General features: G+C 73.5%; 11 protein-coding genes. All 11 read right to left on the reverse strand.

Annotation, left to right across the window (positions count from 1 at the left end):
* Positions 1-70: 70 nt before the first annotated feature.
* A complete protein-coding gene (locus AB0F88_RS32695; RefSeq protein WP_362692950.1) occupies positions 71-790 on the reverse strand; it encodes a helix-turn-helix domain-containing protein in 720 nt (239 codons plus the stop codon).
* Between the two features lie 35 nt (positions 791-825).
* Positions 826-2,043, reverse strand: a complete 1,218-nt coding sequence (locus AB0F88_RS32700; RefSeq protein ID WP_362692953.1) for an FAD-dependent monooxygenase — start codon at positions 2,041-2,043, stop codon at positions 826-828.
* Positions 2,044-2,379: 336 nt separating this feature from the next.
* On the reverse strand, positions 2,380-4,374 hold the full coding sequence (locus tag AB0F88_RS32705; RefSeq protein WP_362692956.1) for a prolyl oligopeptidase family serine peptidase: 1,995 nt from the start codon (positions 4,372-4,374) through the stop codon (positions 2,380-2,382).
* A gap of 47 nt (positions 4,375-4,421) precedes the next feature.
* Positions 4,422-6,155 (reverse strand): ABC transporter ATP-binding protein, encoded by a 1,734-nt coding sequence (locus AB0F88_RS32710; RefSeq protein ID WP_362692959.1) that lies wholly within the window; start codon positions 6,153-6,155, stop codon positions 4,422-4,424.
* Positions 6,152-8,044 carry an ABC transporter ATP-binding protein gene (locus AB0F88_RS32715; protein WP_362692962.1) on the reverse strand — a complete coding sequence of 631 codons (1,893 nt, stop codon included), beginning with the start codon at positions 8,042-8,044 and terminating at the stop codon, positions 6,152-6,154. The genes AB0F88_RS32710 and AB0F88_RS32715 overlap by 4 nt, the downstream gene beginning before the upstream one ends.
* 261 nt (positions 8,045-8,305) lie before the next feature.
* A complete protein-coding gene (locus AB0F88_RS32720) occupies positions 8,306-8,440 on the reverse strand; it encodes a SapB/AmfS family lanthipeptide (protein ID WP_362692965.1) in 135 nt (44 codons plus the stop codon).
* 74 nt (positions 8,441-8,514) lie between these two features.
* Positions 8,515-8,646 carry a SapB/AmfS family lanthipeptide gene (locus AB0F88_RS32725; RefSeq protein WP_362692968.1) on the reverse strand — a complete coding sequence of 44 codons (132 nt, stop codon included), beginning with the start codon at positions 8,644-8,646 and terminating at the stop codon, positions 8,515-8,517.
* A 58-nt stretch (positions 8,647-8,704) separates the two neighbouring features.
* Complete coding sequence (locus tag AB0F88_RS32730; RefSeq protein ID WP_362692965.1) at positions 8,705-8,839, reverse strand: SapB/AmfS family lanthipeptide; 135 nt, start codon at positions 8,837-8,839, stop codon at positions 8,705-8,707.
* 74 nt (positions 8,840-8,913) lie between these two features.
* Positions 8,914-9,045 (reverse strand): SapB/AmfS family lanthipeptide, encoded by a 132-nt coding sequence (locus AB0F88_RS32735; protein ID WP_350967049.1) that lies wholly within the window; start codon positions 9,043-9,045, stop codon positions 8,914-8,916.
* Positions 9,046-9,049: 4 nt separating this feature from the next.
* Positions 9,050-11,698 (reverse strand): class III lanthionine synthetase LanKC, encoded by a 2,649-nt coding sequence (gene lanKC, locus AB0F88_RS32740; RefSeq protein WP_362692972.1) that lies wholly within the window; start codon positions 11,696-11,698, stop codon positions 9,050-9,052.
* Positions 11,699-11,846: 148 nt separating this feature from the next.
* Positions 11,847-12,548, reverse strand: coding sequence for a histidine kinase (locus AB0F88_RS32745; RefSeq protein ID WP_362692975.1), 702 nt, complete (start codon positions 12,546-12,548; stop codon positions 11,847-11,849).
* Positions 12,549-12,592 lie beyond the last annotated feature (44 nt).

Raw genomic sequence — 12,592 nt, forward strand, 5'->3', positions numbered from 1 at the left:
CGCGGCGCCGAGAAGTGCCGTCGTGTTCGAGCGGGACCGGCCTCCCCGGCAGGTCCCGCAGCCGGACGCCTCAGCGGTCGGAGGACTGGCTGCCCTGGATGAGGCCCAGCACCGCGTCCCGGAGCTCGCGGAAGACCGCGAGGGTCTGCTCGGCGGCCGCGGCGACGGCCGCCCGGCCGGGGACGGTGGTGGGCTCCAGCAGCACGGCCACGGTGTCGGCCAGCACCTCGTCGGGGTCGTCGACGCCGGACGGGGCGGTGGCCGGCTCGGAGACGGTGGTGAGGAATCCGGTGAGCACGGCGTGCAGGGCGTAGGCCTGGGCGGGCAGGGGACGGTCGTGGCGGATCAGGTCGTGGCGGCGCAGGATCGGCAGGACCGCCTCGCACATGGCGGCCGGCCGGGTGCGGTCGTACAGCTCACGGTCGCCGGGTTCCTGGCCGAGCAGCCGCCGCAACTCCGCGTCGTCGCTCTGCAGGCGGCGTGCCAGCGGGAGCGTGCTCGAGGCGCGAACCAGCAGCGGGGCCAGGCGGCGGGGCCGGACGGTGGCGGGGTCGGCGCCGATGTGGCCGATGACCTCCTCCAGGAAGGTCAGCCGGTCTCGGGCGAACAGGCCGCGGATCAGGTCCTCCTTGCTGGACCAGTACAGGTAGACGGTGCCCTTGCCGACGCCGGCCGCCCGGCTGATCTCGGACACGGTGACCTTGCCCGCGCCGTGGTCGCGCACCAGCTCGCGCGCGCTGTCCAGGATGCGGGCGGCTTTGCGCGAGTGGAGTTCGACCAACGGGCTCACCGGAGCTGTCCTCCTTGTCGGTGGTTCGGACCTGGTCAGGGGGCGGCGACGTCGACGTTCTTGGCCCGCATGTGCTTGTTGTTGAGCATTATCCTGCCCACGGCCCTTCCGACGCCCGGCGCGCGCATCAGGCGCATCATCCCGGCACGCAGGAGGAGCTCTTTGCGATCCCGCGGCGTGAACATCCGGCGCCCGGCCAGGGCGCCTTCCTGCTGGGCGCGGATGAAGGGCCTCATCCGCGTCTCCCAGGCCCGCAGCGCGCCCGGCAGGTCGCCCGGGTGGCGTTGCAGCATGGTGCCCAGCAGCTCGGCGCCGGCGATGCCGCTGGAGGCGCCCATGCCCGTGTACAGGGTCACGCACCAGGCCGCGTCCCCGAGCAGGACGACCCGGCCGCGGTGCCAGCTCGGCATCCTGACCTGCTGCACCGAGTCGAACAGGGTGTCGGAGGCCTGCTCGTAGCGGGTGAACAGGCCCTCCAGCAGGGGGCCGGTGGGCTCGGGCCCGAACGCGGCGCGGATGGACTCGATCGGCGGACGGGCGAACTCGGCGTCGACGTCGCCGGTGCGGTAGGAGAACAGCAGGCTCGGGGCGTGATCGGCGAAGGGGAAGGCCCACGCCGAGCGGCCGGGCTCGGCCAGGACCACCCCGTCGGACGGGCCGAAGCCGTCGACCGGCCCGTCCAGGAGGACCGCGCCGACCATGTGGTTCAGCGGACGCAGGTAGTCCCCGGGGCCGAAGACCAGCCCGCGCACCGTGGAGCGCGTCCCGTCGGCGCCCACCACCAGGTCGAAACGCTCGGTGACGACGGCATCGGCCGCGGTGTCGTGCAGCGACACCTCCACCCCGGATCCGTCCTGGACGATGCGGACGGGCACGGTGGAGTAGCGGATCTCCACGTCCGCCGGCAGCGCCGAGAACAGTCCCCGCTCCACGTCGCCCCGCAGCAGCCGGCGGGGCCCTCCCTGCAGCGCGGCCGGATCCAGCCCGGGACGGCGACGCCCCGCCCGGTCGACGTCGTACATGGCTATCCGCGACCCGCCCCGGGTGCCGATCCGGTCCAGTACGCCCAGCCGCCGGGCGGAGGCGACACCGGCACCGAACAGCATGATGAAGTATCCGCCCGAGCGGCGGGTGGGTGCCCGCTCCACCACCACCGGTTCCCAGCCGATCTGACGCAGTCGCAGCGCGGTGGTGATGCCGGCGATGCCGAGCCCGACCACCAGGGCGCGCCGGCCGGTGGGGGTGTTCTTCATGGGGACTCCTTTGGCGTGCTTGCCTGTCACCGTTCTGAACGAACTGACCAGATTGGTTATTCCGGTCAGTTTCAGTTCGGTGGGCACCCCTTGGACCGCCGTGGTCATGGGAGTCCCGAGCCCTGACGGAGGCGAGGCCACGCGCGGCACACCGTGTCCTGCCCGTGTCCTGCCGGGGCCGGACCGCGCCGCACGGGGCGGAGCGAGAATCCGGGGCGGGAGAAGCGAGAATCCGCCGGCAGGGCGCGTACGCGCCTCCCCGCCGCCGATCTCCGGCGGATCACGTTCGCCCCGGCTCCGAACGCCGGCCGGTGATCGAAAAGACCTCGAAAGCCCTCAGGTGCCGGCTTCCAGGCCGGTGTGGGCGGCGAGGAAGGCGAGCATGTCGGCGGCCAGGTCGACGGCGCGGCCCGCCGAGCGGGAGCCGTGGCCGACGTCGCCCTCGTGGCGCAGCAGGATCGGCCGCGAGCCCGACGTCGCCGCCTGCAGCGCCGCGCACATCTTGCGCGCGTGCATGGGGTCGACACGGGAGTCGCCGCCGAACGTGGTCAGCAGCGTCGCCGGGTAGTCGACGCCGTCGGCGACCCGGTGGTAGGGGGAGTAGCCCAGCAGCCAGCCCAGCTGCTCGGGGTCGTCGGCCGAACCGTACTCCGAACGCCACACCGGGCCGAGCCCCGACCGCTCGTACCTGACCATGTCGAGCAGCGGCGCCGAGCAGACGGCGGCGGCGAACAGGTCGGGGCGCTGCGTCAGCGCGGCTCCCACCAGCAGCCCGCCGTTCGACTCGCCGCACGCGCCCAGCCGCGCGGGGGTGGTCCAGCCGTCCGAGACGAGCTTCTCGGCCGCCGCCGCGAAGTCGTCGAAGACGTTCTGCTTGCGCTCCAGCATGCCGTCGCGGTGCCAGGCCGCCCCCTCCTCGCCGCCGCCGCGCAGCTGGGCGAGGGCGAAGACCCCGCCCGCCTCGACCCAGGGCAGGATGTAGCTGGAGTACGACGGCGCGAGCGAGAGCCCGAACCCGCCGTAGCCGTACAGGATCGTGGGCCTGGGACCCGAGCCGGGGCGGGCCAGCACGACCATCCGCACCGGGGTGCCGTCCGCCGAGGCGAAGACCAGCTGGCGGGTCTCCAGCTCCGGCACCTCCACGGCGCCGGGCGCGGCGCTCCACGGCGACGTCTCCCCGGTGCGCGTGTCGTAGCGGTGTACCCCCGCGGGCGTGACGCTGTCGGTGTAGGTGAACCAGACCTCGTGGCCGCCCTCGGGGCGGGTGGTCATCCCCCCGGCGGAACCGAGGCCGGGCAGCGGCACCGAACCGCGCCGCCTCCCGGTCGCCAGGTCGTGGACGCTGATCTCGCCGACCGCGTGCCGGGTCCAGCCGACAAGGAGCGTCTGCCCCGCGATCGCGAACTCGCCGATCACCGCCTCCGGGTCCTCGTCGACCAGGCCGATCCAGTGCTCGGGGCCCGGCCGCGCCGGGTCGGCCACGCACAGCCGCCCCCGCGGCGCGTCCAGGGTGGTGAGCAGGTACAGGCGCCCGTCGCGGCCGACGGCGGGCGCCGTCACCGCGCCCGCCCCCCGTTGGATCACCCGCAGGTCGGGACGCTCGGGGGAGGAGGACGACAGGTCGGCGATCCAGAGGTCGTTGCCGTCGCCCGCCATCGCCGAGACCGTCAGCCAGCGCCCGTTGTAGCTGATCCCCAGCCCGTACGAGCGCTCCTCAGCCATGATCACGGCGTCGTCCCCGGCAGGGGTGCCGAGACGGTGCAGGCGTACCTGGCGGCCGCGGACGTAGAAGAACGCCTTCCCGTCGGGCAGCCACGCCACGGGCGCGTACCGGCAGCGGTCGATCGGGCCGTCCACCACCCGGCGGGTGGCGACGTCCATGACCCGCAGTTCCGACCGCTCGTCCCCGCTCCTGGACAGCTGGTACGCCACCAGCCTGCCGTCCAGGTCGGGCTGCCAGTGATCGAGCGTGGTCAGCCCGCTCGGGTCGAGCTCCATCGGGTCGAGCAGCGTCTCCTCCACCCCGTCGGGACCGGTGCGGTAGAGGACCGCGTGCTCCTGCGAGGCCGTACGGCGCAGGAAGAACCGGCTGCCGCCGCGCCACATCGGCGTGCCGACCGTTCCGGCCCCGGTCAGCGCGGCCACCCGCGAGCGCCACAGGTCGCGGCCCGGCAGCGTGCCCGCGTGCTCGCGCCACAGCTCCTCCTGGGCGGCCGTCCAGCTCCGGGTCTCCGGGCTGTCCGGATCCTCCAGCCACCGGTACGGGTCGGGCACGGCGTGGCCGTGGAGGTGGTCGACGACCGGTTGCCGCTCGGCGGGAGGGTAGATCATCGGATTCCTCCTGGGTGAGGACCTCGGGCTCGGGCTTCGGACGGGAGTCACGGCACCAGCTCCTGCGCACTCGACGGGTTCCACTGCCCGGCCAGGTCGGCGTAGAGCGGGGAGGCGGCGAGCATCTCCTCGTGCGTGCCCAGCCGGACGCTGGTGCCGTCCATGACGAGGATCCGCCGGGCCCGCAGGGCGGAGGTCAGCCGGTGGGCGATGACGAGCAGCGTGCCGCCCCGGCGGGCGAACGCCTCCTCGGCGCGGGCCTCGGCCGCCGGGTCCAGGTGACACGTCGCCTCGTCGAGGATCACCAGCCGGGCCGGGGCGAGATAGGCGCGGGCCAGGGCGACCAGTTGCCGCTCGGCGGGCGACAGCAGCCCCGAGTGGATCTCGGTGGAGTAACCGCCCAGCCGCGCCACCAGGTTCGTCAGGCCGACCGCGGCCACCGCGTCGTCCACCGCCTCCGGCGAGGCGTCGGCCAGGTAGGTCAGGTTCTCCAGCAGGGAGCCGCGGAAGACGTACGCCTCCTGCGGGATGAGCACCCGGTCGGCGGGGTCGAGCCGGTCGGCGGGCACCCCGCACACCAGGACCTGGCCCGCCCCCGGCGCGAGCACCCCGGTCAGGAGCGCGGCGAGCGTGGATTTGCCGATGCCGCTGGGGCCCACGACCGCGATGTGGTCCCCCTCGGGGACCGACAGGTCCAGGCCGTCGATCACCGGTTCCGCGTGCGGGCCGTACGCGAACGTCACGCCGCGCAGCTCGGCCGCTCTCGCCTTGCCGTCGCCGCCGTCCCGTGCCGCGATCCGCCCGCGCGCCCGTACGGGCGGGTCGCCGTCGCGCAGCAGCCGGCCGAGCGCCACCCGCAGCCGGACCCCGTTGATGCCCAGCCCCTCCACGAGGTTGCCGAGCGCGGGCGTCAGCGACTGCGTGACGTAGGCCAGGGCGCCCAGGATCACCCCGGCGCCCGCGCCCTCACCCACCAGCCAGGGGGTCCCGGCCAGCACCAGCAGGACCGGCAGCCAGCCGCCCACCGCCAGCGACAGCGTGCGCAGCGCGGTCACCCGCGCCAGCGACCGGGCCGCGCGGGCCTGTTCGGCCACCCGCAGGCCGACGTCGTCCGCCACCCGCTCCTCGGCGCGGCAGGCGGTGATGTCGCGCAGCCCGCCCACCATGGTGGCCAGCGACCCGGCGGTGCGCTCGTCGGCCAGGATGAAGTCCCGCTGCCGCCTGGCCAGGGCGCGCAGCGACAGCAGGAAGACGACGAGGCCGGCGACGAAGGGGGGCAGCACCAGCGCGAGCACCTCGGGCACGAGGGTCGCCAGCCCGAGCATGACGCTCACCACGGTGAACGCGAACGACCTGACCACCGTGATGACCGAGGCGAAGGCGTCGCGGGCCAGCTCGACCTGCAGGTTGGAGCGGGCCACCGCGGCCGCCCCCGGTCCCCGTCCGGACATGACCGAGTGGCGCAGCGCGTCGTCGACGACGTGCGCGAGCAGTTCCTCGCGGAACGGCTCCACGATCGCGGCGACGGCCATCACCACCTGCCGCGCACCGACCGCGGCCAGCAACCACGCGCCGCCGAGCAGCGCCAGCCAGGCGAACCCGGTCGCGGGGCGTCCCGCGCCGAAGCCGTCGTCGATCGCCCGCGCGATGGCCAGGCCGATGACCAGGGAGGGCGCCGTCTCCGCGACGGACCAGCCCGCGAGCCTGACCAGCTGGTACGGGTCCCTCCTGAGCGCCCGGCGGAGGGGTCTGTTGACGACGTGCACGTCCGGAGGGCTCACGACGTGCCCGCCCGGAAGGAGGCGCCCGCCTGGAACGACGCGTCCGCCGGGGAGGAGGCGTCCGGCGGGAAGGACGCGCCCGCCGGGGAGGAGGCGCCCGACGGGAAGGACGCGTCGTCCGGGGAGGACGTGTCCGTCTGGAAGACGGCGCGGTAGGCCGGGTCGGCCCAGAGCGCGCGGTGCCCGCCGCACGCGCGCACCCGGCCGTCGTCCAGCCAGATCACCCTGTCGGCCGCCGCGGCGGTCGCCACCCGGTGGGTCACGATCAGGCGCGTGCGGTCGCGCAGCTCCCTGGACAGCGCGCGGGCGACCTGGCGCTCGGTGACGGTGTCCAGGCTGGAGGTGGCGTCGTCCAGGACGAGCAGGCGCCATCCCTGCGCGAAGGCGCGGGCCAGGCCGAGCCGCTGCCGCTCACCGCCGGACATGGGCGCCTCCTCCAGCGGCGTGTCGTACCCCAGGGGAAGCCGCCGGACGAAGGCGTCGGCGCGGGCCGCCCGCGCCGCCGCCCGCACGACCTCGCCCCTCCCGCCCGCCCGGTCGTCCCGGTCCTCGTGGTGGCCGGACCCGGTACGGGTGCGACGGCCACGGCCGGTGCCGGGGGCGGCGGCGGGAGCGTCGAGTCCCAGGGCGACGGCGTCGCCGACGGTGTCGCCGAGCAGCGCGGGGCGCTCGAAGGCGTATCCGACGGCATGGCGCAGCGCCTCGCGGGAGAGGTCGGGCAACGGCACGCCGTCGAGGAGGACCGTGCCGTGCCGCGGGTCCACCAGCCGTCCGGCGACCGCGGCGAGCAGGGACTTGCCTGCCCCCGAGCGGCCGACCACGGCCACCGCCTGCCCGCCGGGGATGACGAGATCGACGTCGCGCAGGCCGCCCGCGTCGACGCCGCGAAGCTCGAGCGTGCCGGGGCCGGGAGGCAGCGGGCGCGTACCGTAGGCCCGCGGGCTCTCGGCGGTCAGCTCCTCCACCCTGGCCGCGGCGGCCCGCGCCCTGGCCAGGCGGCTGACGTAGCCCAGCGCCGAGCCGAGACCGGCGCCGAGCACGACGTAGCGGGCGGCGGCGTACAGCTCTCCGGCCGTGAGGTCGCCGGCGGCCAGGCGCAGCCCGCCTACCCCGAGCACGGCCACCTCCAGCAGCGGGACCACCGCTCCCGCCTGCACGCCGGCCCGCGCGTTGGCCCGCCACATGTCCATGGCATGCCCGCGCAGCCGGGGCAGGGCGGTGAGCACCCGCGCCCGCTCCTGGTCGGCGGTGCCGGCCGCGGCGATCGTACGGGCCCCGGCGAGGGCGTCGACCAGGCGGGCGGCGATGTCGCTCTGCGCCGCCTGGTAGTCGCCCGCTATGGAGGTGCTCACGGTGAGGAAGGCCCGCAGGACGAGCGCGATGAGGACGAGCCCGGCGACCAGCGTCACGGTCAGCAGGGGATCGATGAGGGTGAGGGCCACCACGCCACCCGCGGTGGGGATGACCAGCGCGGCCCCGGTGACGATCGACTCGGGGGCGCGCCCGATCTCCTCGGTGTTCAGGCCCATCCGGGTGACCAGGTCTCCCTCGGGGAACCGGCGGGTGATCACCGGCCCGACACCGAGCACGTTCCGCACGACCCGGTTCCTGAGCCAGGCCGAGGAGCGCGCGCCGCTCGATCCGGCGGCCCAGACGCCGAGGGTGTCGCAGAGCACGGTCAGGATCACGGCGGCGGCGCAGGCGCCGAGCCAGGTCGCCGCGCCGGTGCCGCCACCCGTACCGGCCACGAGCTCGTCGACCGTCCTGCCCAGCACGAGCGGGAGCGCGAGCTGCGCGAACGCGCCCAGGACGGAGGTGACCGCGAGGACGGCCAGCCAGGGTCCGCCACGCCGCACGGTGTCGGCCACCAGCCGGTCCGCTGCCCGCACGTTGGCTCCTCCTCGGACTTCCCGAACTTCTCCGACTTCTCGAACTTCTACGACTTCCCGGGCTTCTCCGACTTCGCGAACTTCCCCGATGTTCCCGGCGCCCCGGACGTCCTCGACGCCGCGGGCCTCCCCGGTCTCCCGGTCTCCCGGCGTCCTCTGCGTCCTCGGCGTACCGGATGCGTCCTCGGCGTACCGGACCCTCCCGGAACGGGAGTGCCCGGGACGGCCGCCGTCGCTGGCCGTCCCGGGCACGGGGTCTCACTAGTGGCAGAGCAGGAGGCTCAGGTTGCTGGGCTTGCCGGACTGGCAGCCCAGGACCGTGAGGGTGCTACCGCCGCCGCCGCCGTGGCCGCCGCCGTCGGGGGTCTCCAGGGACTGCAGGTCGAGAAGGACCATGGGATTGCCTCACTTCTGATGAGAACTCGGTGGGAACCGAACCGATATCGGGGAAAATCCGGGAAAGCGGGTGCCTAGTGGCAGAGGGCGACGCTCAGGTTGCTGGGCTTGCCGGAGTTGCAGCCCAGGACGGTGAGGGTGCTGCCGCCGCCGCCACCGCCGCCGCCGGTGGGGGTCTCCAGGGACTGCAGGTCGAGAAGGACCATGGGAGGTGCTCCGTTTCTACGGGGTTCTACGGGTTCTGGATGTGTGGAACGGGAGGAACTAGTGGCAGAGCAGGAGGCTCAGGTTGCTGGGCTTGCCGGACTGGCAGCCCAGGACCGTGAGGGTGCTACCGCCGCCGCCGCCGTGGCCGCCGCCGTCGGGGGTCTCCAGGGACTGCAGGTCGAGAAGGACCATGGGATTGCCTCACTTCTGATGAGAACTCGGTGGGAACCGAACCGATATCGGGGAAAATCCGGGAAAGCGGGTGCCTAGTGGCAGAGGGCGACGCTCAGGTTGCTGGGCTTGCCGGAGTTGCAGCCGAGAACCGTGAGGGTGCTGCCACCGCCGCCGCCACCGCCGCCGGTGGGGGCCTCCAGGGACTGCAGGTCGAGAAGAACCATGTCGTTACACCTCCTTCGATGTCGATGTGCCGTGGGGGCCAAACCACCCGGCGGATCCGTGCGCGGACACCCCTGCCGGGGTGCTCGTGCCGCCGGGCGGCTCGATGAAGGGGAGGAACACCGGCCGGTCGTGCAGCACGGCGCTCATCGCGAACAGGACTCCGGCCGTACCGGTCGCGAAGTCCATGGAAAGCCTGAGCAGCTGGTTGCCGGGGAAGGCCAGCCCGCCGCCGTGGGGCAGCGCGTGCCAGTCCAGCCCGCGGAGCTGCTCGGCCAGGTCTGTGTGGCCGGTGTGGAGGGCGTGCGGCTCGGGCCCCAGGCCCCAGCCGAGTCCGCCGATCATGCCGCTCCGGCCGGTGAACAGGCCGGACTGCACGAAGTAGCGTCCTCGCGTGACGCGCCGGCAGCCGTCGAGCGCGGCGCGGAAGTCCTCGTCCTCGCGATGGGCCAGGTAGCGGGCGAGGACCAGGCCGATGCCCACCGACCCCTCGTCCAGGTAGGGCAGCGTGCGCCAGCCCTGGTCGACCTGGAGGGTGCCGTCCTCGCCGGTGACGCAGCGCCGCAGGTCCTGCCGGAGCGCCACGGCCGCCCGCTCGAGCAGCGACGCGTCGCCGGTGCGCTCGTAGGCGTGCAGGAAGAGGAGGGCGGGCCCGGAGGAGCCGTACATCAGCCCGGCCCGGGGGTTGGCGCCGCCGCTGACCTCCGGCACGTCGTCGGGCCCGCCCAGCCTGTCGGAGCAGATGCCGGTGATCTGCAGGGCCACCTCGGTGAAGGTCCGCTCGCCGGTGGTGCCGCCCAGATGGAGAAGGTTCAGGCCCATGCCGGCCAGGCCGCCGAACAGCCCGAGCTCCAGCGCCTCCCACTTCTGGCGCAGGCACAGGTCGGCGGTGTCGATCGCGTCCTGGCGGTGGCCGAGCAGGTCGAGGACGTAGGCCACGCCGTGCAGGCCGTCGTAGAACCCGATCCCCGTCCCCGGGTCGGGGGCCAGCGCCTTGGCGCGCAGCCAGTCCTCGTACTCGGGACGGCGCTCGGCGCCGGTGGCGGCCAGCGCGTAGAGCACGCCCGCCGCGCCGTACGCGAGGTTGACGCCCCCGCCGGGCTGGAACTGGGCGACGTCGCCGGGGAAGAGCCGGTCCTCGCGCTCGGGGGTGGCGCTCGCCAGGATGGCCCGGGTCATCGCCTCCCTGAGCCGGGGCCAGTCGTCGAGCCCCGGCTTCGGGTACGGGGTGGCCGCCGCGGGCGCGGGACCCGTGACGGTCAGGACCGCCTCGTCGAGCACCTCGCGCGGTACGGGGAAGGTCTCGCCGATGAGCCTGGCCAGGTCGGTCACCTTGGCGCGGTCGAGCGGCAGCATGATCGTGAGCTGCGGGGCGAACAGCCCGAGGCAGAGGCAGGCGAGGGCGTACAGGTCGACGTCGACCCCCTGCCGGTCGGCCGGCGCGCCGAACGCCGGGTGGGCGAGCGCCGCGCGGCCGCGGTCCTCGATGAGGGTCGCCACCTCGTAGTCGATCAGTGCCAGCCGGCCGTCCTCGGTCACCAGGATGTTGTTCGGGTGCAGGTCTCCGAAGACCACCCCGCGCTCGTGCAGGGACGCAACCGCCCGGCGCACCTTGGGGAGCGTGTCGAGCACCCAGGCGGTGTACTCGGCGATGGCCTCGTCGTCGCAGGTCGCCCTGGTCAGCGGGTACTTGTGCACGAGCTGCCGCTGGAGCGGGTTACCGTCGACGAACTCCTCGACCAGGAAGTGGTGCCCGCCCAGGGTGAAGTAGTCGATCAGCGCGGGCACCGCGTCCAGCCCGGCCAGGCGCTCCAGCATGTCGCGCTCGTGCGCCAGCCGTGCCACCGCGTCCCGGCCGGCGGCGTCCAGCCCGGCGTGCGGGCGGGCCTCCTTCAGCACGACCCGCCCCCCGGTGCGAAGGTCCTCTCCCAGGTAGACGCCACCGCCGTTGGAGAACTGCATGACGCTCTCGACCCGGTACGGCAGTCCCTCGGTGGTGACAGCGTTGCGGGCGGCCACGTGGGGTTCGAGGAAGGCGGGCAGCGTCACCCAGGACGGCACGCCGAAGGCGGGCTCCCGCACGTCGGGGACGAGCCGTCCCTCACCGTCCTCGATGGCCAGCACCAGCTCGCCGTTGTCGGCCAGGCAGCGCCGTCCGGCGAAACCGCCGTACCGCACGAAGAGCGGGCCCTGGCCGTAGCGCAGGTCGCTGAGGATGTACGGCCCCTCGACGCCCCGCAGCAGCTCGTCGAGCTCCTTGAGCGTGAGCTCCAGCTGCGCCTCGTCCACCGGGTAGATCGTCACGAGCTTCCCGCTGGCACCGCGGGGGGCGGCCTTGGAGTTCAGCATGGTCATGACCGGCAGGCTGCGCAGGAACTTGAACGCGATGTCGCGGGGGACGCAGTAATCCCAGACCGCCTCTATGGCGCGGTCGGCGTCCTCGGCGCGGGCGGAGACGTGGATCTTCCAGCCCTGGGCGGGAGTGCGGCCGGCGAGCGGCGCGTAGTGCATCCAGGTGTCGGTCGCCTGGTGCTGCCAGCCGTCCGGGACGTCCCGGGCAGCGAGCGCGAAATCGGGGTGATCTCCCCGGCGGCCGTCAAGCGTGTCGTAAAAAAGCGGGTCCGCCAGGCAATAAAGTTCATACTGGTCATCCACGGCATTCTCCCCTGCTGTCTTCCAGAAGAGAGAATTACGGATAACCCGAGAAACCACTAGTTACAAATTAAACCACTCGTATATGCGAAACTCACAGTGCCGACCGTGAAGGTGCGCGCTACCTGCGCTTTCGCGGCGGACGTGAAGGTTATTCGGAAAAATTACCAGGAACCTCGGCTATCAGGGTGAACCACCCGTCCGCGCCGCCGACCGCCCGCACCGTGCCGCCCAGCTCGCCCACGCGGTGGGTCAGGTTGTCCACGCCGCTGCCGGTGGAGTGCGCCTCCCGCCGGGGAGCCCCGTCGTTGACGACGGTCAGGCGCAGCCGGCCGCCGTGCTCGACCAGCTCGATCGCGCACCGCTTCACCTGGCTGTGCCGCAGCATGTTCGTCACGCCCTCGCGGACCACGGCGCCCAGCGTGGCGCTCACGACCTCGGGAAGCTCGTCCACGTCCACCCGGACCGAGCAGTAGGCCCCGAAGCCCTCCATCAGGGCCCTGGCCCGCGCGGCCTCGCCGGAGAACGACAGCCGGTGACGGGCCTCCGACACGTTCCGCACGGCGTGCGCGGCCTGCCGCACCGCCTGCAGCACCTCTTCCAGGTCCTTGCTCAGGCGCGTGTCGCCGTTCGCCCTGCGGTGGGCCAGCTCTCCCTTGATGGACGCCAGCCAGAGCCAGTGCCCCACGATGTCGTGCATGTCGCGGGCGAACCCCTCGTACGCTCTGGTGAGCGCCCTCTCCCGCTCGGCGCGAAGCCGCCTGAGCCGCCGGAGGAGGACGAACGTCACGCCCAGCGAGACCGCCAGGACGCCCGCCCCGGCCGCTCCGACGAGGTAAGCGGGGTGGGGCATGGAACGCCTCTCGCAGGAGAAATGATATTCCCGATAATGAAATT

This window comes from Streptosporangium sp. NPDC023963 (genome assembly GCF_040639135.1).
Lineage (GTDB): Bacteria > Actinomycetota > Actinomycetes > Streptosporangiales > Streptosporangiaceae > Streptosporangium.

What these genes read in the sequence shown, in the direction of transcription:
- AB0F88_RS32700 (WP_362692953.1), bottom strand. Translation starts at nt 2,043, where the DNA reads ATGAAGAACACCCCCACCGGCCGGCGCGCCCTGGTGGTCGGGCTCGGC.
- AB0F88_RS32705 (WP_362692956.1), bottom strand. Translation starts at nt 4,374, where the DNA reads ATGATCTACCCTCCCGCCGAGCGGCAACCGGTCGTCGACCACCTCCAC.
- AB0F88_RS32720 (WP_362692965.1), bottom strand. Translation starts at nt 8,440, where the DNA reads ATGGTCCTTCTCGACCTGCAGTCCCTGGAGACCCCCGACGGCGGCGGC.
- AB0F88_RS32725 (WP_362692968.1), bottom strand. Translation starts at nt 8,646, where the DNA reads ATGGTCCTTCTCGACCTGCAGTCCCTGGAGACCCCCACCGGCGGCGGC.
- AB0F88_RS32730 (WP_362692965.1), bottom strand. Translation starts at nt 8,839, where the DNA reads ATGGTCCTTCTCGACCTGCAGTCCCTGGAGACCCCCGACGGCGGCGGC.
- AB0F88_RS32735 (WP_350967049.1), bottom strand. Translation starts at nt 9,045, where the DNA reads ATGGTTCTTCTCGACCTGCAGTCCCTGGAGGCCCCCACCGGCGGCGGT.
- AB0F88_RS32745 (WP_362692975.1), bottom strand. Translation starts at nt 12,548, where the DNA reads ATGCCCCACCCCGCTTACCTCGTCGGAGCGGCCGGGGCGGGCGTCCTG.